This is a genomic window from Thalassolituus marinus (genome assembly GCF_020320395.1).
Classification (GTDB): Bacteria; Pseudomonadota; Gammaproteobacteria; order Pseudomonadales; family Oceanobacteraceae; genus Venatoribacter; species Venatoribacter marinus.
The window spans coordinates 1-21,616 of record NZ_JAEDAH010000027.1 but is presented as its reverse complement, the minus strand read 5'-3'; the positions used below and the strand labels follow the sequence as shown (position 1 = coordinate 21,616).

General features: G+C 52.8%; 21 protein-coding genes and 1 riboswitch. Of the genes, 12 read left to right on the top strand and 9 right to left on the bottom strand.

The window, feature by feature from the left end; all coding sequences use genetic code 11:
* Positions 1-257: 257 nt before the first annotated feature.
* The 3 genes from I9W95_RS06030 to I9W95_RS06020 are packed head-to-tail and all read right to left on the bottom strand — an operon-like array spanning position 258 to position 3,224.
* Positions 258-1,472: a glycosyltransferase family protein gene (locus I9W95_RS06030; RefSeq protein WP_225672879.1), complete on the bottom strand. Its 1,215-nt coding sequence runs from the start codon at positions 1,470-1,472 to the stop codon at positions 258-260.
* Positions 1,465-2,274, bottom strand: coding sequence for an HAD-IIB family hydrolase (locus I9W95_RS06025; protein ID WP_225672877.1), 810 nt, complete (start codon positions 2,272-2,274; stop codon positions 1,465-1,467). Before I9W95_RS06025 ends, I9W95_RS06030 begins: the two co-directional genes overlap by 8 nt.
* Positions 2,271-3,224, bottom strand: coding sequence for a hypothetical protein (locus tag I9W95_RS06020; RefSeq protein ID WP_225672875.1), 954 nt, complete (start codon positions 3,222-3,224; stop codon positions 2,271-2,273). The genes I9W95_RS06025 and I9W95_RS06020 overlap by 4 nt, the downstream gene beginning before the upstream one ends.
* A 245-nt stretch (positions 3,225-3,469) precedes the next feature.
* Between I9W95_RS06020 and I9W95_RS06015 the strand changes: the two genes are divergently transcribed.
* Entirely contained in the window at positions 3,470-4,303 is an 834-nt protein-coding gene (locus I9W95_RS06015) for a prephenate dehydratase (protein ID WP_225672873.1), read from the top strand.
* Here I9W95_RS06015 and I9W95_RS06010 read toward each other — a convergent pair.
* The 6 genes from I9W95_RS06010 to I9W95_RS05985 all read right to left on the bottom strand — a co-directional run bounded on the left by I9W95_RS06010 (position 4,291) and on the right by I9W95_RS05985 (position 10,911).
* Positions 4,291-6,945: a hybrid sensor histidine kinase/response regulator gene (locus I9W95_RS06010; protein ID WP_225672871.1), complete on the bottom strand. Its 2,655-nt coding sequence runs from the start codon at positions 6,943-6,945 to the stop codon at positions 4,291-4,293. The two genes, I9W95_RS06015 and I9W95_RS06010, sit on opposite strands and share 13 nt — an antisense overlap.
* Before the next feature lie 19 nt (positions 6,946-6,964).
* The gene (locus I9W95_RS06005; RefSeq protein ID WP_225672869.1) at positions 6,965-7,990 is read right to left on the bottom strand and encodes an AraC family transcriptional regulator; all 1,026 of its coding nucleotides are present in this window, start codon (positions 7,988-7,990) and stop codon (positions 6,965-6,967) included.
* Positions 7,991-8,068: 78 nt separating this feature from the next.
* Positions 8,069-9,031, bottom strand: coding sequence for a sensor domain-containing diguanylate cyclase (locus I9W95_RS06000; RefSeq protein WP_225672866.1), 963 nt, complete (start codon positions 9,029-9,031; stop codon positions 8,069-8,071).
* Positions 9,032-9,033: 2 nt separating this feature from the next.
* The gene (locus tag I9W95_RS05995) at positions 9,034-9,651 is read right to left on the bottom strand and encodes a histidine kinase (RefSeq protein WP_225672864.1); all 618 of its coding nucleotides are present in this window, start codon (positions 9,649-9,651) and stop codon (positions 9,034-9,036) included.
* The gene (locus I9W95_RS05990; RefSeq protein ID WP_225672862.1) at positions 9,648-10,028 is read right to left on the bottom strand and encodes a response regulator; all 381 of its coding nucleotides are present in this window, start codon (positions 10,026-10,028) and stop codon (positions 9,648-9,650) included. Before I9W95_RS05990 ends, I9W95_RS05995 begins: the two co-directional genes overlap by 4 nt.
* Positions 10,029-10,116: 88 nt before the next feature.
* Complete coding sequence (locus tag I9W95_RS05985) at positions 10,117-10,911, bottom strand: acyl-CoA thioesterase (RefSeq protein WP_225672860.1); 795 nt, start codon at positions 10,909-10,911, stop codon at positions 10,117-10,119.
* Positions 10,912-11,147: 236 nt separating this feature from the next.
* Here I9W95_RS05985 and I9W95_RS05980 point away from each other — a divergent pair, with 236 nt between their 5' ends.
* From I9W95_RS05980 to I9W95_RS05930, 11 genes are all read left to right on the top strand, one after another.
* Positions 11,148-11,636: a PaaI family thioesterase gene (locus I9W95_RS05980; protein ID WP_225672858.1), complete on the top strand. Its 489-nt coding sequence runs from the start codon at positions 11,148-11,150 to the stop codon at positions 11,634-11,636.
* Entirely contained in the window at positions 11,633-12,067 is a 435-nt protein-coding gene (locus I9W95_RS05975) for a PaaI family thioesterase (protein WP_225672856.1), read from the top strand. Before I9W95_RS05980 ends, I9W95_RS05975 begins: the two co-directional genes overlap by 4 nt.
* 89 nt (positions 12,068-12,156) lie before the next feature.
* Positions 12,157-12,278: riboswitch (TPP riboswitch) on the top strand.
* Positions 12,279-12,398: 120 nt separating this feature from the next.
* Complete coding sequence (gene thiC, locus I9W95_RS05970; protein ID WP_225672854.1) at positions 12,399-14,276, top strand: phosphomethylpyrimidine synthase ThiC; 1,878 nt, start codon at positions 12,399-12,401, stop codon at positions 14,274-14,276.
* Positions 14,273-15,358 (top strand): FAD-dependent oxidoreductase, encoded by a 1,086-nt coding sequence (locus tag I9W95_RS05965; protein ID WP_225672852.1) that lies wholly within the window; start codon positions 14,273-14,275, stop codon positions 15,356-15,358. The genes thiC and I9W95_RS05965 overlap by 4 nt, the downstream gene beginning before the upstream one ends.
* Entirely contained in the window at positions 15,349-15,573 is a 225-nt protein-coding gene (gene thiS / locus I9W95_RS05960; RefSeq protein WP_225672850.1) for a sulfur carrier protein ThiS, read from the top strand. Before I9W95_RS05965 ends, thiS begins: the two co-directional genes overlap by 10 nt.
* Positions 15,574-15,576: 3 nt before the next feature.
* Positions 15,577-16,398 carry a thiazole synthase gene (locus I9W95_RS05955; protein WP_225672847.1) on the top strand — a complete coding sequence of 274 codons (822 nt, stop codon included), beginning with the start codon at positions 15,577-15,579 and terminating at the stop codon, positions 16,396-16,398.
* Entirely contained in the window at positions 16,395-17,972 is a 1,578-nt protein-coding gene (locus I9W95_RS05950; RefSeq protein ID WP_225672845.1) for a thiamine phosphate synthase, read from the top strand. The genes I9W95_RS05955 and I9W95_RS05950 overlap by 4 nt, the downstream gene beginning before the upstream one ends.
* A 29-nt stretch (positions 17,973-18,001) precedes the next feature.
* Entirely contained in the window at positions 18,002-19,903 is a 1,902-nt protein-coding gene (gene htpG / locus I9W95_RS05945) for a molecular chaperone HtpG (RefSeq protein WP_225672843.1), read from the top strand.
* A 119-nt stretch (positions 19,904-20,022) separates the two neighbouring features.
* Entirely contained in the window at positions 20,023-20,601 is a 579-nt protein-coding gene (locus tag I9W95_RS05940) for a YfaZ family outer membrane protein (RefSeq protein WP_225672841.1), read from the top strand.
* Between the two features lie 66 nt (positions 20,602-20,667).
* Complete coding sequence (locus I9W95_RS05935; RefSeq protein ID WP_225672839.1) at positions 20,668-21,132, top strand: DUF6586 family protein; 465 nt, start codon at positions 20,668-20,670, stop codon at positions 21,130-21,132.
* A gap of 109 nt (positions 21,133-21,241) precedes the next feature.
* On the top strand, positions 21,242-21,493 hold the full coding sequence (locus I9W95_RS05930; RefSeq protein ID WP_225672837.1) for a hypothetical protein: 252 nt from the start codon (positions 21,242-21,244) through the stop codon (positions 21,491-21,493).
* Positions 21,494-21,616: the final 123 nt, after the last annotated feature.

Below are 21,616 nucleotides of genomic sequence, written 5' to 3'. Positions count from 1 at the left end.
TATCAAGGTTTCAAGGGTAAACGAGCCAGAACAGCGCGAAGCGGGCCGGTTTTTGCTCCTGCAAAACCTGCATTTCCGCCATCCCTGGCGGTCAGGAGTTAAGCCCGTCCGGCGAGAGGGGCGGTCCGACGTTTCGGAAGGCCCCTCTATGAGGACAAGGGGCCTGGAATATCTCACAAAAGTTCAAATAAAAATTTGTGGGACAGCAGTGAGGCTTAAGCCTCTTTTTTATTTATCCGTCGCCTATTGGTAAGCGGTCAGCAAGCGTTGTCTTCTTCCACCGCTTCGTACAGACGATCCAGAATATCCGGAACCGCTGAAATGACCCGGTTCCAGCTTGGAATAAACGGTGTTTCCATCGGGTTTTGCAGGAAGTGCTCGCCTGCGTTCATAATATTTTCAGCGAACAGTTCTACCGCGCGTTCTTCGGCATGGCGGTCCAGAGTCAGACCATTCATGCGAGCATCATTGTAGTAGGTTTCAATGAAATCGAGTGCGATACGGAAATAGGTTGCCTTGATACTGCGGAAGGTCTCGGTGGTGAAGACTTCTCCCTGCGTTGCCAGTTTACGGAAAATGGCTTTGCAGATATCTGTACTCATTTTTGACAGACCACGGTTTGCATCCTCTTCCGACAGCGGCTGGTGTTTATGGTCATACACATCCGCGATATCAACCTGGCAGATGCGGTTGGTTGAATAGTTGCGTTTCATTTCAGACAGTACGCCGATCTCCAGGCCCCAGTCGGAAGGGATACGGATGTCATTCAGTACATCCACGCGCATGGAGAATTCGCCGGACAGTGGGTAGCGGAAGCTGTCCAGATATTCGAGAAAGTCGAGTGAACCGTACACTTTTTTCAGTGCACGTATCAGCGGTGTTACCAGCAAGCGGCTAACGCGGCCATTGAGCTTCCCATCCGCAATACGGCTGTAATAGCCTTTGGCAAATTCATAGTTAAAGCCTGGATTCGCGACCGGATAAATCAGACGTGCCAGCATGCTGCGATCGTAGGTGACAATATCGCAGTCGTGAAGGGCGACTGACTGGGCCCGGCCGGAAGCCAGAACGTAACCGTAGCAGTACCAGACGTTGCGACCTTTACCCATTTCTTTCGGAGCCAGCCCTTCTTCCTGTAGCAGGGCGTCGATTTTGCGCAGACGTGGACCGTCATTCCACAGAATGCGGTGGTGCTGAGGCAGGGTCCCGAAAAACTCTTTGGCATGCGCGTACTCGGCTTCATCAGCCCGGTCGAGACCAATAACAATTTCATTGAGATAAGGAACTTTGGCAACGTCTTCAATAATATTGCTCAGCGCCGGTCCCTGAAGCTCAGAGTACAGTGATGGCAGTACCAGCGACATCGGCCGGCTGCGGGAATAACTGATGAGTTCTTTTTCAAGATCTTCCAGGGGACGGTCGGTCAGGTTGTGCAGTGTTGTTATTATCCCGTTCTGGTAAAAATCAGCCACGGTTTACCTCCTTGGTCAGGTCATTCAGAAGTGCCAGCAGGGTATCATTCCAGCCAGCCGGTCCGGGTTTTTCTGCAAAACGTGTTGCAGGGTTTTCCGGTTTAAGCGTGTTATTTTTGCCAGGTATGACAATCGGGTAGTCGGCACTTTCCAGCATTGCCAGGTCATTATCGCCATCGCCCAGAGCGATAACGCGGATCTCCTGATCCCATAATGTCTGATAATAATCGCGGAAAAATGTGACAGCTTCCGACTTGTCATTGGAGCCCATTACATGAATAAAACGTCCGCCTTTCAGCATGCGCAGATTGTGGCAGGACAAAATGCTTAAGAACTCTGACAAGCGGAGTTCATCGTCTTCCCAGATGATGGGCTCGGATGCATGGCGGCGGCGTGCCAGCGTTGCCTCTTCAGGCTTCAGACCGGTGATATCAGCGACCTCCTGGTCGCTCATGTCGTGAAAGCCGCGAAAGCGGAAGCCTTGCTCGCGTAAAAGTTGCAGTACGTTGAGGATGCTGTTGTAGCTGCTACCGGTCATTTCACTGTGGAAGACGGCAGAGCCTTCTTTAGGAATGAATACGGCACCACCATTTTCACTGACAAACGGATCATGGTTATTCATGCTTTCACGTAATGGCAGCATTTCGTCGAATGTTTTGCTGCTGTTGAAGATGCACGGAATGTGAAACTGGCGCAGGCATGCCAGTGCAGGCATTGCCGCGCGATAGTCATAATTATCGTGGTCCAGAAGGGTACCATCCAGATCTGTGAGCACGATCAGGGGCAGAGAAGGTAAAATCATAAAACAGCCTCCTGTGCCGTATTTTCCCGGATATCATCAACCTGATGCTGTGGGTTCAGAGAAATAATCAGGTTGGCCCAGCCAGGCATAGCCTCAAGAGCCTGGCGGGTGAGACGCTCATAATGCTGAATAAATCGCTTTAACTTTGCGTCATCAAGACTGCGGTCCGGGCCATGGCCGGCTGCACAGGCTTTATTGCCCTGTTCCTGCTGGCCACGCCATTCAAGTACTGCTTCCATGTCCGGCACTTTCAGCATAATCAGATAATCAATCAGGCTGAACCACTGCTGATAATCTGTACTCAATTGCTCGTTAACGAAACGGCGCCATTCGCCATCAGTATCTTCCTGCGCTTCCAGCGTATTCACAGGCTCGGCCAGTTGCGTGTCGGACACTGGTCGACAGCCTACGCACCAGCCCTCAAAAAGAACCAGATCAACAGGGCCGCTGACCTGATGCCAGTGTGCTTCGGGAAGCCGGTCGTCGCTGGCTTTGTCAAAAGACGGGATGGCCAGAACGTCTCCTGCTCGCAGTGCTCTTAAGCGGCTGATCAGCTGACAACCCAGTTCAGCGTCATGTGTTCCGGGAACACCGCGTGTGCTGAGTAATGGGTGCACGTCCCGGCTCAGGTTCTGCCGATCCTGGTGGGGCAGATACAGGTCATCAATCGACAGGACGACGGTGTTCCAGCCAAAGGCTTCGCGGAACACACCGGCCAGTGCTTTGCTGAGGGTCGATTTACCCGAGCCCTGGCCACCGTGTATGCCAATAACAAAAGCGCCGTTGGTTTTCTGCTGTGCAACCCTAGCAGCAACGGATGCCCAGATGTCGGTCCATTGCTGCATCCAGCCCGCTGGTAGTTCGGATGATCCCGGAAAGGATGAAATATTGGTCAGAGTGTGCAGCATAGATGTCGCGGAAAAAGCTGCGCTGTTCTGATCGGATGTCATGCGATTCTCCCTGTTTCCTGTCCTGTAGAAGGCGAGGAGTCTGGTAATGACTGTTTCACATAACTCAGCAGACATTGTGCCAGTTCTGACAATTTCAGCCGATAATATGAGTCGTGAGCTGAGACAAGGCGTTCAATCCACGACTTCTGGCAAACTGGTATTATCTTGCGCACTGCATTGGTGCGCGAATAGTCAGACCTGAAAACACGCACCATATCGGTGCAAAATGCTTAATTGGAGATCATATGCCAAGGGTTGCTTATCAGGGCACGTCGGGAGCGTATTCACATCTGGCCTGTAAAAGGGTGTTTCCGGACTGGGAGGCGGTGGCCTGTGACGACTTCCTTGGCGCACTCGATCTGGTGGCTAACGGTTACGCCGATCGTGCCATGATTCCGCTGGAGAACTCTACGGCCGGTCGGGTCGAAGAGATATATCGACTGATTCCACGAACACAGTTGTTTGTTATTGCCGAGCATTTTGAGCCCATCAATCATTGTTTACTGGCTTTGCCTGGTTGTTCTGTAGCAGATCTCGAAGAAGTGTCCTCACACCCTCAGGCACTGGCTCAGTGTCATCAGCGCATCATCCATCTTGGGCTGACGCCGGTAGCCGCGGTGGATACGGCCAAGGAAGCACAGCGTCTGGCCGCCAGCGGAGAACGAAAGCGTGGGGCAATTGCCTCAGCGCTGGCGGCAGAGTTGTACGGCCTGGACATAGTGCACGAGAACTTTCAGGACGTGATGGGGAATACCACTCGATTTCTGGTGTTCAGCCGCGAAGCAGAGCATCAGGTAATGGACCCTTCGCTTAATTATGTGACCAGCCTGCTGTTTTCTGTGCGCAATATTCCTGCGGCCCTGTACAAGGCATTGGGCGGCTTTGCGACTAACGGTGTGAACTTGCTGAAGCTGGAGAGTTACATGGATGGCAGTACGATGGAGGCCAGCCATTTTCACGTTGATATACAGGGACATCCGCTGGAGCCGAACATGGTACTGGCAATGGAGGAACTGCAGTATTTTGCCCGTGACGTTCGTGTGCTGGGTACCTATCCGGCCCACGATTACCGGGTCTGAGCGGTCGTAATCCAGCGCAGGATCGTGTCCCGAAGAAGTTGCCGGTCGATGGGCTTACTTAGGAAGTCGTTGAAGCCGGCTTTCAGTGCTTTGTCTTTATATTCGGGCAAAACATGGGCGGTCAGGGCAAGGATCGGTATATGCTCACCGTGACGTTCACTCTGACGGATGCTGCGTGTTGCATCAAAGCCATCGAGAACAGGCATTTCACAATCCATAAGAATCAGATCCGGCGACGCCTCGCGAGCCGTCCATGCACGACAGATCGCTGCACCATCGTTGAACAGCACAGTATCAAGCCCCATATGCCTGAGCATACCAGCGATCACTTTCTGGTTAACAATATTGTCTTCAGCAACCCAGATTGTCGCTTTCAGATCTGCTTGTGCAGGTGCCTGTTCTCTGTTGGTGTGTTCAGGCTCCGGCGCCAGTGCCCTGATGATGTCCAGCGTGTTCAGTGGGCGAATTATCTGGCATTGACGCGGCAAATCACCGAGTCTGTGCGCTGTGATCAGCAACGCCCTATCGATTGACGATCTGGCCAGCGCTTCATCATCAGTTATCAACCAGTCAGGGGTGTCGCTGACACTGCCACCGGATTCATTCAGCAGTTTACTGAGCAGAGAGACTTCGTCATTGTGGCTCAGCGCCAGTTTAAAATGAAACGGGTGAGGTGCCTGAGAGCTGACTGGGTTTGAGGGCGAGCAGTCAGGCAGTTCAAACGTAAACTCGGATCCTTCACCTTCGGTACTGGTGAATTCCAGGCTGCCCCCCATCAGTTCACTGAGCTGACGACTGATACTCAGCCCCAGGCCAGTGCCGCCATAGTTTCGTGAAGTTGAAGCGTCGGCCTGGCTGAAATGCTCAAAAAGCTGATCACGATAAGATTCCGGGATGCCAATGCCGGTGTCTTTTACGCTAACGGATAATTTGTTATCCGCGGTGCGTACCGTTACCAGGATATGTCCCTTTTCGGTGAATTTTACCGCGTTACTCAACAGATTATTTAAGATCTGTCGCAGGCGTGTAGGGTCGCTCTGAATTATAGAGCAGGCAGGAAGACGGAAGTCTGCCACTAAGCGCAGTTCTTTTTGTTGAGCCTGGTTGGAATACAGCTGAACACAATCCATGACCAGTTTATGCAGATCGATCTGGCGGCGTTCTATTTGCAGACGTCCCGAATTCATTTTCGACAGATCCAGAATATCATTAACAATCGTCAGCAAAGATTCGCCGGAGCTGCTTATGGTATCCAGATAACGTTCCTGCTCTTCGTCTAAATGGGTTTCTCCCAGCAGTTGCACCATGCCGAGTACGCCATTCAGCGGGGTGCGAATTTCGTGGCTCATTGTTGCCAGGAAGGCAGACTTCGCTTCATTTTCAGCTTCCATTTTTTGCTGTTTCAGTTCGGCTTCCTGCACTTTCATTCTGGCTTTCAGAGATTCTCGCTGCGCTTTATACATGCGTTGCTCGGTCAGCAGATGCTCGCGCCTCGCTTCCTGAAAACGGAAAGCAATGCCCAGGCTGTGCAGCGTTACCATTACTACACTGCCAACGTGCATAACGTAAACCGTAAATGAATTAACCGGAAACAAGCCCTGCTTCGCCAGAGAATGGATAACAACACCCACCAGAATACCTATCCATCCCGCGCCGTAAAAAAGCACAGATGGTGTCGGTCGGAAAGCGCATACAACGGTGACGATGATGGCCGAGAGGCAGGTGAATAAGCTGCTGACGATAGATACTTCGACTGACAGCTGGTAGGGCAGCATCAGGGTTCCGAGAACTGAAAGCGCGGAAACCGAGAAGGCTATGGTAATTAAATGGCGCAGAAAACGCGGAGTACGATTGGCCAGATCGAGAAAATCATAAGTGAACATCAGCGCGAACAGGCCGGATAAGGTCGCAAATACGGTAGTAGCCCGCTCCTCAAGCCATAATTGTTCAGGCCACAGATACTGAAAACCAATACCGGTTAAGGCTACGAAAAACCCCAGATAGGTCAGAATATGACTAACGAACCCCAGCGCATAACGCTCACGAGTGGTGAAGTAAATGAACATGTTGTAGAGCGCAACAGACAGAATGAAGCCTATATAAAGCCCGAAAACAACGTAATCATTAGTAGCCTTCTGGTGGTAATCCTCGTCATACCAGAGACTCAGTGGGAATTGCATGCTGCCATTGGTGGTCACCCGAAACAGAAACTCATAGTCACCTGGCGGTAGGCCCTGAACCGGAATCGCGAAGCTGCGTTGCAGAATCGGCCGCTCTTCAAAAGGCAGATGGTCACCGAGAATGATAAAACGCGATAACTCTCCATTTTCAATCAGATAGAAGGCGACTTCATCAAGCAGTGGGAGTTCGATGTCAGCTACGAGGTGGTCAATGGGCAGCTGACTGGAAATTGTCAGGCGGAACCAGACAGGATGCTGTACCAGTCCGAAGTTCGGCACGTCATCATTACTTCGCTGCCAGTCTGTGTCAGCTGGTGGAAAAGCTCCATCAGGTAACGGAGTTTTCTCTGGCCAGTAATGTAAAAATTTACCTACCTGATGCCCGGACTGTAACTCTGAATAATTCAGGACGTGATCAGCCCGGGCTGCTGACATCATCAGCAATCCAAGCAAGAGGATCATGGTTGTTTGCCTGAATTTGTCAGTCATCAGTCTCAATGAGCCCCCCACGTTGCTGCTGTCGGTACTCACCCGGGGTAACGCCCATCCATTTACGGAAAGCGCGGTGAAAGGTACTGGTCTCGGTATAGCCCAGATGCTCCGCAATTTCCCTGATGCTGGTGTCCTGTTGTGCCAGACGCAGGCTGGCCTCTTCCAGCCGGCATTCATCTTTCAGTTTCTGAAAGGACGTTTGCTCTTCGTGCAGCCGGCGGCGCAGTGTGGCACTGGATACTCCTAACAGCTCTGCACTCTGGTTGAGGTCTGGTAAGTCGCACATGTCATAGCGGCGGAACAATTGCCGGAGTTTACCGGTTGTACTTTCATGCGGATTTGGCCTGGCCAGAACGTCCGCCGGCGAATGTTTAAGAAATGCGCGCAGCGATGCAGGGGTCTGGCTGATCGGCAGTGACAGAACTCTTGATGGCACCAGCAGAAAACTGCGCTCTTCATTAAAACTCACCGGAGTAGCGAACAGAATCTGGTACAACTGCGCGTGTGGCGGAGGAGGGTAGCAACAACCTACCTGCAGCAACGGAATACCCTGGCCGACCAGCCAGCTGCTCAGGCGGTGCCAGATTACCAGCAATGATTCACTGAGGTAGTGATCCGGGTCGAAGCTCACATCCTGAATAATCTCAATGCGAGTCAGTTGCTCATCTTTGATCAGACGAATATTAGGGCCGCCCTCAAACAAGGCGTAAAAACGCTGAGCACGATGTAAGGCATGTTCCAGTGAGGTGCAGCTGATGATGGCTTTGCACATCATGGCAAAGGTTCCATAGCGGCTGCGCACTGGCCCGAGCCCGACAAGTTCATCATCGGTTTCGCGCCACATGGTTGCCATCAGGCGAGTGTACTGGCTGGAACTGAGGGTCGCCTCCGGGTCATTCAGCAAGGCGAGATCAAGGCCGGCTTTCTGCCAGATAAGAGCAGGGTCTATTCCAAGGTTTCTGATGCCGGCCAGTGGCGCATCGATAAACGGACGATGAATCTGATGGTCAGCCATTGGAGCTCTCACTGAATAGGGCAGTGGATTTTGACTGAAGTGATCATGGGTATCAAACCCCGCTGATCATAAATGCAATTACTTGCTGCCGGACGCGAACACGCTGACCCGGTTCCCGCCGCTTTCCCGGGCGTGATACATGGCCTTGTCAGCGGCCTGCAGCCAGTCGTCAACGCCGTTATAGCTGGTGCTGAACGTGGCCATGCCAATGCTCAGGGTAATACCTTCACCAATGGGTTCGAAACAAACCTCGGATGCGCGTTTGCAGATGTGGTCGGCATAAATTCTGGCGTCATCACTGTTAACGCCATTCAGCATCAGCGCGAATACTTCTCCGTCGTAGCGACAGAGCAGGTCTTCCTGCTGCACGGTTTCCATCAGGCAATGCGACAGAGATCTGATCACCTCGTCGGCTGTACGGTGACCACGGCTGCGCTGTAAATTACGGAAATCATCGATCTCCAGCATCAGCAAAGTGCTGCTGACCCCGGTGTTCTGGCATTGGCGATATATGATGTCGGCTTCTTCCTGCCAGTAGCTGCGATTGTTCAGGCCGGTCAGTATGTCAGTGCGATTACGCTCCGACAGCGATTGCTGGGCCGTTTCGACATCGGCGCGGCTGACGGCGATATCAGTCACATCATAAATTATCAGGCAGATATGGTTGACTGAACGATCAATGGATTCCAGCGGAATAATACTGGTGTTCTGGTACATCACGGATGCGCGGCCAGTGATAGGTCGGTAGTTCTTGAAACGGAACAGATACGGACGTTGTTCCCAGATGGTGAATGTACGGGTTTTGAGCTGAAACACAGGCTCGGCTTTTTTCATAAACCAGTCGCGCGGAATTTCGTGAAACTGGTCGAAGAGATTTTGCCCGCTTACCACCTGCGGACTTAATCCGCTGTGGCTTTCCATAAAACCATTCCAAAGCTGAATATTGTAATTACGGTCCAGCACTACCAGACCGACATCAATGTTCTGCAGAATGGCCATCAGCCAATGAATATCACCTATTTCGATATTTGAATCAGCCATACTCAATCCAGCAGGAAGTTAATTTTGTTATTCAGCTTGGCCACCGAGTCTTCGGTAAACAACAGCAACAGGTCGCAGTCGATATTGGCCTGCTCCATGGTGTAATGGATCTCAATCGCCAGCGTTTTGGTCCATGGATTAACACTGTTCTGCAGCAATTCATCAACGCGACAATGCTGCCCAAGTACTACCGGGTGACCCTGATTGAAATGAATCTCGAGCTGTTCGCCAATGCCCTGAATACAGGCACCAATCAGCAGAGAGCTGACGTCCATCAGCAATTCAAGCTGTCCGTGGCGATCGAGTTCACCGTCGTAGTTCATCAGGTTTGCCAGGTCAGAAAAACTGGTGTCGTTGAACAGCAGCAAGGCTTCACCCGCGATGCCCGAGCCGATAAAACCCTGACAGACCGCAGACATAGCCGATTCTGTTTCCACTTCCTGAATGGCCATGCGCAGGTCGTTGGCCTCAATCAGATTGACCTTAGGAATGGGGAGCACGACGTAAGAATCGAGCAGGCGTGCCAGTCGGTCGGCGGCCTGACCCATAGCGACGTTGGTCAGTTCCTGATAGCAATCACGCTGATCTTCATTGAGGGAAACAGTGGCTGTGTCTGTCATGATACAGCCCCCGGCAGAATGCCATATTCGGACAATACTTCCCGTGCCTTGTCCGAATCGATGGGCTTTTTGATAAAGGCCATGGCGCCGAGTTTCTTAACCCGTTCCTGCGCATCCGGCTGAATATCGCCGGATACAACAATTACCATGGCAGGCAGATCCTCTTTGCGGATAGCCTCCAATACGCCATAGCCATCCAGATTGGGCATGGTCAGGTCGAGGAATACCACCTCACCCTTGCCTTCACGGATTGCCTGAACGCCTTCCACGCCGTCTCCGGCGAAATGAACCTCGACATCCCATTCCTTGGGAATCGCCCGTGCCATCTGCTTGCGGGCGAAGCTTGAGTCATCACAAATCAATACGTTAGTAGCCATAGCCTGTCACAGAAAAATAGACGGGTATGACTAAGTAATAGTTGTCAGATAGCTGTTGAGCAAATGCTGGTTAAGGAATTACTGCCTTTCACTGATCGTAGACAGCGACCAGCTGACGGCTGAGTGCAAGCAGGGTTCCATCTGCAGTGACAATTCGAGCTTCAGTATGGCCGTAGCCATGATGTGCCTGGCGGATATCTGCTTCATACCACAGCCAGTCGGTGCTCTTCAGTGGCGCAATCTGGCTCAGCGGAGTGACCATCTCGACGTTCCAGGTGATGGACGCACAGGGTGCAGGGCTACGCAGTTTCTGCAGCAGGGTGGGTGGCCAGGCATCGATCAGGGCCAGCAGGTGGGCTTCGGTCAAGTTGCCTTCCCCTTCGTTAAAGCGCATCCAGCCACGCAGGTGGTTGTGCTTGCTGTTGGTGAAGGGTAAACCGCCTTCGACATAGGAAAAGGCAATATGCTGGGTAAACTCAGGTACTACGCCCTTGATATAAGGTAAACGCTGCCCCTCGCCAGCAGCTGGTGTTTCTACCTTAGCGAAAGGTACTTCGATGGCAGATTCGCGCTCGCGACCAAAGCAGGCATTGACCAGCGTGCAGAGTTTGTCGTCCTGTACGACGCTGGACTGGTAATGGGAAACCGATTTTCCCTGGCGCAGAGGTGATGACTCAATGGAAAAACTCTCATTGGTTCGCAGTGGTCCGCAGAAGCTGACACTGACCGAGCGCAGGGTGTCAGCGCCACTGTCTCGCATGATACTGGCCAGAGCCAGAGCTGCAGACAGCCCACCAAAGGTTGTTCGTCCCTGTCCCCAGGACTCGCTGATGGTCAGCTCTGAGGTGCTGCAAGCCTGTTTGAGGTAGTCGTCGAAAAGCATGGTGGCGTTACTCTTGTCGCTCAGGCTGTGTCCAGCCTGCTAAATTAAAAAGGCCGCTAAACATATCAGATGCTGGTTACAATCGTCATTAGTTGGCGTATAAGCGCACGGTGGGTGTATTGTTTGATCAGTTATGCTAATTGAGTGCGACGTTGAGGCCATTGTTAATTATTGCTGTTCAGGTATAACGGCGCCGTTAAATCTGAAAACCGCTTATTTTCCGGATCAAGAATGCTATGACGCTATCCATTAAAACCCGAGCAGAGCGCTTTGTTGGCACTCTGCGCCACTGTCAGAACCTGGGATTGACGGTGGAGAGTGCCGAAGGGAATACGCTGGTTATGAAACTGCCATACAGCGATAAGATTGTTGGTAATCCGCTGGATGGCACTGTCCACGGTGGAAGTCTGACCACCTTGATGGACACCGCCTGCGGTACCGCCGTGTTTTCGGTACTGCCGGGCTTTGAATTGTGTCCGACGCTGGATTTGCGCATGGATTACATGAAAGCCGCCGAGCCAAATCGTGACCTGTATGCCGAGGCAACGGTTATTCGCATAGCCTCCAGTGTGGTGTTTACCCGCTGTGAAGTGTATCAGGGCGATGAACGTGATCTGGTGGCAAAATGTTCAGCGACCTTTATGCGTATTGGTCAGGATATGACACCGCCGGATTTCCGTGCCCGTATTGAAAATGGCGAAGATGTTGCAGGAGTTAAGCCGTGAGTTTTGAGAAAATTATTCAACAGGCTCAGGCCAGCGGCGATTTTCAGCCATTGGTTGACAGTATTCCTTACGCTGGATTTATCGGTCTGAAATTCCAGCGCTTCGGACAGGATGTACTGTTTCAGTTACCTAAAAATGAAGACAATATTGGCAACCCGATATTGCCGGCAATTCATGGTGGCGTTATTGGTGGCTTTATGGAACTGGCGGCATCACTGCATCTGATGATGAGCATGGATACCGCCGCGCTGCCGAAAATGATCGATTTTTCCCTGGATTATCTGCGAGCCGGGCGTCACCAGGATACCTTCGCGGAATGTCAGGTGTGGCGTCAGGGATCTCGTGTTGCCAACGTAGCCATCACTGCCTGGCAAACTGAACGTACCAGTCCTATTGCCACTGCCCGGGCGCATTTTCTGCTGGCTCGGTAAATCCTCCACGCCTTTGGCTGATACCAAAGTGTATGCGTTATTCGTTTGGTGGGTCTTGTAAAACATACAGGGTTCACCATACACTCAGCTCCAATCTGTCGGGGTGCCACTGACCTTTTATGGTCAAAGTGGCTGAGATCGGACTCATAGTCCGGATCCCGTTGAACCTGATCTGGTTAGTGCCAGCGTAGGGAACAGAAAAGCGGGATCACCCTGTTTGTGGCTGATTTTCCTGCCGGAGTAGCTCAGTTCTGAGTACAACTTCGTCCTTTTCTTTTCTTCGCTGCCTGCCTTGTTTTTTTAACCCTTTGGGTCTTGAAAGGAACTGAGCATGGCTAAACAATCGTTTGCAGAACCCCTGAGTGAATCGTTGCAGGTCAGTGAGCTGTCTCTGCAGCCATACCCTGCGTCGGAAAAAGTCTTTATTCAGGGGAGTCGCCCCGATCTTAAGGTAGCACAGCGGCAAATATTGCTGTCGCCGACCCGGCTGGCCGATGGCCGGCAAGAGAACAACCCTCCTGTACGCGTTTATGATACGTCGGGCCCCTATACTGACCCGGATGTGGTTATCGATGTTAAGCAGGGGCTGCAACCTTTGCGCAGTGGCTGGATTGAAGAGCGCTCAGACAGCGAAATTCTGAAACACTTCAGCTCTGCTTACACACGGGTGCGTGACGCGAATATTACGCTGGAATCTCTGCGTTTTAATCTGCAACGATCACCTCGTCGGGCGTTGCCGGGCAGAAACGTTTCACAGCTCTGGTATGCCCGTCAGGGAATTATTACGCCGGAGATGGAGTATGTTGCCTGGCGCGAAAACCTGGGGCTCAGCGAGCAGCAAATGGCTTCTGTAGTGAAACAGCAGCACCGTGGTGACGCACTGGGGGCAAATATTCCGAATTTTATAACCCCGGAATTTGTGCGCAGTGAAATTGCCCGTGGACGTGCGGTCATTCCGGCGAATATTAATCATCCGGAAACAGAGCCGATGATTATCGGCAGGAATTTCCGTACCAAAGTTAACGCCAATATTGGTAACTCGGCGGTCACCTCCTCTATTGAGGAGGAGGTCGAGAAAATGGTGTGGGCAACCCGCTGGGGCGCTGACACCGTTATGGATCTGTCCACCGGTGACAATATTCACGAAACCCGGGAATGGATTATCCGTAATTCTCCTGTGCCCATTGGCACGGTTCCTCTGTATCAGGCTCTGGAAAAATGCGGCGGTGTTGCTGAAGACCTCAGCTGGGAACTTTACCGTGACACCCTGATTGAACAGGCTGAGCAGGGCGTCGATTATTTCACTATACATGCGGGCCTGCGCCTGGCGCACATTCCGTTAACGGCGGATCGCGTTACCGGTATTGTTTCCCGTGGTGGCTCCATCATGGCGAAATGGTGTCTGGCACATCATCAGGAAAACTTCCTCTATACCCATTTCGAAGATATCTGCGACATCATGAAGGCCTACGATGTGTGCTTTTCACTGGGCGATGGTCTGCGTCCGGGCTCCATTGCTGACGCCAATGACGCGGCGCAGTTTGCAGAGCTGAAGACGCTTGGTGAGCTGACGAAGATTGCCTGGGCGCACGACGTGCAGACCTTCGTTGAAGGGCCGGGGCATGTTCCCATGCATATGATTCGCGAAAATATGGAACTGCAACTGGAGCATTGTCAGGAAGCTCCGTTTTATACACTGGGACCGCTCACTACGGATATCGCCCCCGGCTACGATCATTTTACTTCTGGCATTGGTGCGGCACTGATTGGCTGGTATGGCTGCGCCATGCTGTGCTACGTCACGCCTAAAGAACACCTTGGATTGCCGGACAAGGATGACGTAAAACAGGGCTTGATGGCTTACCGCATTGCAGCTCATGCCGCCGATCTGGCGAAAGGGTTTCCGGCCGCGCAGCTGCATGATAATGCCATGTCCAAAGCCCGTTTCGAGTTCCGCTGGAACGACCAGTTTAATCTGGCATTAGATCCGGACACCGCACGTCAGTATCACGATGAAACACTGCCGAAAGAAGGCCATAAAGTGGCGCATTTCTGTTCCATGTGCGGACCAAAATTCTGCTCAATGAAAATATCCAGGGAAGTGCAGGAGTACGCTGCTCAGCAAACAGCTACGGATCAGGCGATGCAGCAGAAAGCCGAAGAATTCCGTCAGCAGGGCAGTGAGATTTATCACGAGGTGAGCGTATGACGGCGCCAGCGGCTTTCACTATCTATGGTGCGGGGTTAATGGGTAGCCTGCTGGCATGGCGGTTGGCACGACAGGGGGTGAAAGTGACGCTCCTCGAGCGCGCCGCAGAACATTCTCCTCAGTCCGCGGCCTGGACGGCGGCAGCGATGGTTGCACCGTGGGCAGAGCGCAGTGCCAGTACCTTTGATGTATTTCGTAACGGTGAATTATCGTTGCAATTGTGGCCGCAACTGATCAGTGAGCTGGAAAGCGAAACGGGTATGTCCTGCGGTTATCAATGCAATGGTAGTCTGGTGGTTGCACATCCGGCAGACCGCAATGAAATGCAGCAGTTTTGCGATCAGCTCAGTTTTAACGGCTTAACTCCGGGGATGAGTGAGCAGGTGCAGATGCTGGATGCTGCGTCCCTGCGCGAGCTGGAACCCAACATTAACGCAGAGTTCCGTCAGGCCGTGTGGCTGCCACAGGAAGCGCATTTACAGCAGCGAATACTACTGACAGCCCTGTGGCGTGCTGCGCGTCAGGCTGGCGCCGAATTGCTGTTTGAAACAGCAGCGGAACAGCAGCCGGCACAAGGCTTTATTCTGGATTGTCGCGGTACCGGCGCGGCAGAGGATATTCAGCAATTGCGTGGTGTGCGCGGTGAGGTGTTATGGCTGGAAAGCGAACAGCGAATATCCCGTCCACTGCGCTTACTGCATCCGCGTTATCACCTGTATCTGGTGCCGAAGGGGGAATCCGGCGGGCGCTATCAGTACATGCTGGGGGCAACAGAAATTGAAAGTGATGATCGATCGCCGGTGAGTGTGCGTTCGGCCATGGAATTACTCAGCGCTCTGTATTGTCTGGTTCCCGCCTTCAGTGAGGCGCGCATTATTGCTTTTGACAGCAATTGCCGACCGGCATTACCCGATCACAATGCTGCCATTATCCCGTTCAATAACGGCCAGGGGCTGCGTGTCAACGGACTCTTCCGTCATGGCTACCTGCAGGCGCCCGCTTTACTGCTGACAATACAGCAGCATTTTGGCTTGCCGCTGTCGATGAATGAAACTTATCAGCAGGAGGTTGCATGCGCGTAATTGTGAATGGCGAATCTTTGTTGCTGAATCAGACGAGGGAATATTCATTGCTGATGTTGCTGCAGAGTCTGGGGTATTTATCGGATAGCTATGAAAAATCCGCGCCTTTTGTTGTGGCTGTTAACCAGAAAATTATTACCGCGACACAATATCGGCAAACCCTTCTGCAGGAGGATGACTGTATCGATATTCTGGCTGCAGTCACCGGAGGATAATTCATGGATGCATTCACCATTGGCGCTGAGAAAATCAGCAGTCGTTTGTGGCTGGGATCGTCGCTGTACCCATCACCTAAAGTGATGGGTGATGCAATTCAGGCCGCCAGTCCGGGTTTTGTCACGGTATCTTTGCGCCGACAGAGCGCCATGCAACTACGCCAGCAGGTTAGTGAACATGGTCACTGGCATATTCTGCTGCAAGCCGTTGCGACATCCGGCAGCCGCTTGTTACCTAACACCGCTGGTTGTCATTCTGCCGCAGAGGCGGTGAATCTGGCGCAACTTGCTCGTGAACTGTTTGCAACGCGCTGGATTAAATTAGAGGTCATTGGCGACGACTACACGCTGCAGCCACATCCTTTGCAGCTGGTTGAAGCTGCCCGTGAACTGATTGCCCAGGACTTTATTGTGCTCCCTTATTGCACCGACGATCTGGTGTTGTGCTCAACCCTGCTGGAACTGGGTTGTCCGGCGGTTATGCCCTGGGGTGCTCCGATTGGCACTGGTCGTGGGTTGATGAATATTTATCAGCTGAAAACGCTGCGCCAGCGACTGGCCGATGCAACCCTGATCATCGACGCCGGTATCGGCAAACCGTCACAGGCCATGGCGGCGATGGAACTTGGGTATGACGCGGTATTGCTGAATACCGCCGTGGCGCGGGCCCATGATCCGGTATCGATGGCGTCTGCATTCCGCCAGGCGGTGGACGCAGGGCATATGGCTTATCAGGCTGGCCTGATGGTCGAGCGTGAACAGGCTGTGGCTTCAACACCGGATATTGGTAAGCCGTTCTGGCAGCAGGCGGAGGTACGACTGTGAAGCAGCGTATTCGCATCTGGAGTATTGGTGCCAGTGACTCCTGTGCTGGTGCCGGGCTGCAGGCTGATCTGGCCGTGGGCCATGCCTGTGGAGTCGATGTCGGTGTGCTGACCATGGCGGTGACGGCACAGAGCAGTCATGGTGTGAAGGCTCTGCAACTGTTGCCGCTCAGTATGTGTGAGGCTCAGTGGCAGGCATTGCTTGATGATGGATTGCCTGCGGTTATCCGTCTGGGCTGGTTGCCAGCGGAGCAGACGTTGCTTAACTGGCTGCTGGCAAAGCTTGAAGGATATGCGGGCTGGGTTATCTGGGACCCGGTGATGTCGGCCACACGCGGAGGGCTGCCGGAGCGAACGGATCCGGTGTCTGTCTGGCAGCCGCTATTGCGCCGCTGTGATGTGATTACACCGAACCTGCAGGAGGCTTGCGCTCTTGCTGGCTTACCCGCTAACGCGAGTGTTGATGACATTGTAGGCAACCTCCGCGCCGCTGGTGCAGGGCATATTCTGCTGACAGGAAGCAACGCGACTTCCCGGGTTGGCCAGCAGGACGAAGCCGCGGTCTGGCAGCAGGATTGTTTCTTTCCCGCAGCAGAGGGCAGTGGCTGCCATTCTGTCGATGAACTGCCAGGACCATCGTTACTGCCTGAGTTTCGCCTGTGCCATCCGCGGATTGCGCGCGAGGTTCATGGCACGGGTTGTCATCTGGCAGCCCAGCTCGCCTGTTCTCTGGCGCTTGGTTACACCCTGTACGATGCGGTTGTCCGTGCTGTGGCGGGAGCCCGTCAGGCAATTCGTCTGGCATCCGGGCGCGCTTCTGGTTATCACAATGCCTGGGCCGGTGATCCTGATGACAGCATGGCGGAGGATTGGCCCCGGGTTTTCGCCGGTGGCCAGGCTGACGATGAACCGGCCAGCAGCATGGCGTTCAGTCCCTGTGAGCGACCTCTGGGGGTGTACGCCTTAACCGATAATCTTGAACATCTTATAGCGCTGATTGATGCCGGAGTTGATACCTTGCAGTGGCGGGTGAAGTCGCCGCAGCCGGATTATCCGGATACTACCCGGCAGGCAATTGAACTGTGCCGCCGGGCGGGGGTGCCGCTGTATATCAATGACGACTGGGCGCTTGCTATCCGGCTTAACGCCTATGGTGTGCATCTGGGGCAGGAAGACCTCAATCTGGCTGATCTGACTGCCATTGCAGAGGCGGGGTTAAGGCTGGGTATCAGTACTCACAGTGATTGGGAAATTGCGCGCGCACGGGCATTGCAGCCTTCGTACATTGCCTTTGGTCCGGTTTTTATACCGTTATCAAAAAAGCTGCGCTATCAGCCCCTTGGTGTCGATTGCGTGGCCCGCTGGTCGCAACGCTTCAGTGAGCACACACTAACCTGCATCGGCGGTATCACCGAGCATACTATTGTTGGCCTGAATGCGTCGGCCATGGCCTCAGCTGCTGTGGTCACGGCGCTGGCACCGGGCCCGGAGCTGGCACAGCGAGTGTCGGGGTTACGCAAATTAATGCCAGCCCTTGAAATGTATGAGCGCGGCCCCATCTCTGAAAACTGTTAGCCTTGGCTCATACACAGGAGAAGAAAAAGATGACCGCAGCCAGCAAAGAAACCCTCGGCTTCAAGACAGAAGTCAAGCAACTGCTGCATCTGATGATTCACTCTTTGTATTCAAACAAAGAGATCTTTTTGCGTGAGTTAATTTCGAACGCATCCGACGCCTGCGACAAACTGCGCTTTGAAGCATTAAAAAATGATGCTTTATACGAAGGCCAGAGCGAACTGGGCGTGCATATTGATTTTGATGCAGAGTCGCGCACCATCAGTATCGAAGACAACGGTATTGGTATGAACCGTGATGATGTCATTAATCATCTGGGCACCATTGCCAAATCCGGCACCTCTGAATTCCTGAGCAAATTAAGTGGCGATCAGAAAAAAGACTCGCAACTGATTGGTCAGTTCGGTGTTGGTTTTTATTCCGCTTTTATTGTTGCTGATAAAGTAACCGTTGAAACCCGTCGTGCCGGTGAGGATGCAACCTCCGCTGTGCGCTGGGAATCTGCCGGTGAAGGTGACTTCACTCTGGAAGGCATTGAAAAAGCGGAGCGCGGTACCCGTATCACGCTGCACCTGAAAGAAGGTGAAGAAGAGTTTGCCGATAATTTCCGTCTGCGTTCGCTGATCAAAAAGTATTCTGACCATATCGCCGTGCCGGTATTCCTGCCGCAGGAAGTGGGTGAGAGCGAAGAAGGCGAAGAGGCGAAAAAGATTCCGGAAGCCGTTAACGAAGCAAAAGCGCTGTGGACTCGTAACAAAAGCGAGCTGTCGGACGACGACTACAAAGAATTTTATAAGCATGTATCACACGACTGGAACGATCCGCTGGTATGGATGCATAACCGCGTGGAAGGCAAACTGGATTACACCAGCCTGCTGTATATTCCAGCGAAAGCGCCATACGACATCTGGAATCGCGAAGCGACCCGCGGTCTGAAACTGTATGTACAGCGTGTGTTCATCATGGACGACGCTGAACAGTTCCTGCCACTTTATCTGCGTTTTGTAAAAGGTGTACTGGATTCCAACGACCTGTCGCTCAACGTTTCCCGTGAAATTCTGCAGCAGGATAAGCAGGTCGATAGCCTGCGCAGTGCACTGGTCAAACGCGTTCTCGATACGCTGGAAAAACTGGCGAAGAACGAACCGGAAAAGTATCAGGAATTCTGGGATCAGTTCGGTGATGTATTGAAGGAAGGCCCGGCGGAAGATTTCGCTAACCGCGAAAAAGTCGCCAAGCTGTTCCGCTTTGCCACCACTCGCAGTGAAGGCCAAACGCAGAACACGGGTCTGGAAGAATACGTAGCCCGTATGCGTGAAGGGCAGAAGAAGATCTATTTCATCACCGGCGACAGCTACGAAGCGGTGGCAAACTCGCCGCATCTGGAATACTTCCGTACTAAAGGTGTTGAAGTTCTGCTGCTGACTGACCGCGTAGATGAATGGATGGTCGGCCACCTGACCGAATTTGACGGCAAGATGTTCCAGGACGTCACCAAAGGTGAACTCGATCTCGATGAGCTTGCTGATGAAGCGGAAAAAGAACAGCAGAAAGCACTGCAGGAAGAACACAAAGATCTGACTGACCGCATTCTGAAAGCTCTGAACAATGACGTAAAAACTGTAAGGGTTACTTCTCGTCTGACCGATTCCCCGGCTTGTCTGGTGGTTGGTCAGTACGATATGGGCGGTCACCTGCGTCGCATGATGGAAGCGGCTGGCCAGCAAGTACCTGAACCAGAAATGACACTGGAAGTGAACCCGGCTCATCCTCTGATTGCTCGCCTGGATAAAGAGCAGGACGAGGATCGCTTCACAGATCTGGTACAGATCATTCACGCTCAGGCCAAGCTGGCAGAAGGCAGTCAGCTGAAGGACCCGGCGCAGTATGTTGGTCGACTGAACAAACTGTTGCTGGATCTGATGAGTTAAAACTCACACTTCCCTGTCTGAGGTACGGCGGCTGTGGTTTTACCACTGCCGCCGTACTGCTATTATGCCCGGCAATAAAAAACAGCCATTCGGCTGATAACTGAACTGCTTTATTGGGGATGATGATGAAATACGCCCGCAATACTCTGCTCGCGGCTGTGTCTGCGGCAGCACTGGCTGCTTCACCTGTGGTTTTCGCTGGTGGCTCACTGGATATCAGCCTGGCTGATGATGTCGCTCGTATTGGTTATGACGCCACCCAGATGGGCAGCGGTATGCACATCAGTATGGCAGCACTGCACCACGAAGATGACGGCGACATGGTGTCGGCGGGTCTGCATGTAGTGGATGTACGTCCATCCAGCAGCCACCTGTATATCGGTGTCGGCGCCAAGGTATTTGCTGCGACCAGTGATTACTTTGACGCTGTAGCGCTCGGTGTCGGCGGTTTCTTCCGTTACAGTTTTCCTGCGGTACCTGATCTGAGCCTGGCCGGTTACGGTTACTATGCGCCGCCAGTTGTGTCCTTCGCCGATGCTGAAAACATGATCAGTACCGATGTTCGCGCTCAGTTCAATCTGTTGCCGACTGCTCGTATCTATACCGGCTATCGTTACAACGGCATTCGCCTGGAAGACGTGGATAAGCGTTACAAGCTGGGTGATGGCGTTCACTTCGGTCTGACCATCGATTTCTGATGTTGTGGCCCGTCTTAGCAGCGGGCCGCGATTTTCTCTGTTGTTTTATTCTCTCGCGGAGTGCTTATGTCTCAGTGGATTGGTTTTACCAACCAGAAACTGTATCAGTGTCGTTTACTGCTGGCCCAGCGCTCAGCAGCGGATGGGGGTGCGCTGATTAAAGCGCTGGAAGAGGGCGCGACACATTTACTCCACGATGCCTGGCTCTCTTACCTGCAGGAACTGGGCGAGATGGTGGCTTATCGCCAACCTGTCTCGTCACTCGAGCAGCTGATGACAAGTTGTCCGTTGCCGACCGGAGAGATGCGCGAGCTGGCACAACTGGCTGAGAACAGTTTTTCCTGGCTGGCGCAGATGCTGAACGGTATTGCAGCCTTGAGTCGTCCTGACACAGTCCGGCAACAAGCTGCCAGCAACGGCATCGGCCTTATTTCCCTCACTGACACCAGTGACTCAACTCAGGTGGATGACTGGTTCCGTTCTTTACAAGGTCTGATTGACCTTCAGCGCGAGAATCGTCAGGAGTCCTGAGGGGCCCTGTTCTATTAAATCTTTTCTTATACCTAAGTGTTCTGAGTGGTCTGTGAGCTATTCAGAACTCCTTGTGATACACTCCCGCGCCCAGTTTTGAGAGGCGGTTATGGCACGCTTTTTTGAGATCGTAGAATTATCCAATGGAGACATTGCACTTCGTCGGGCAGATGACCAGGACGGGGATGCACTGGTTTCAATTCATTTCTCCGACGATGCGAAGGCGAGTCTGCAAGCGCATCATATGGATATTGCTCGCGTTATGCTGGAAGCCGGTGTTCGCAAGGTGGGTGAGTTGTCAGGTATGGAAGTTGAGCGTGATGATTTTGACACGCCAGAGTACCAGCAGCGACTGCACTGAGTGCTGAGCGTGACGGATACAAAAAAGCCCTGATCAATCAGGGCTTTTTTATGGTTCATCGCACTTTACCGGGAAACGCCGCTTTGATTTTCAAAAAGAAGTAGTCGTTGTCCCGGTACCCAT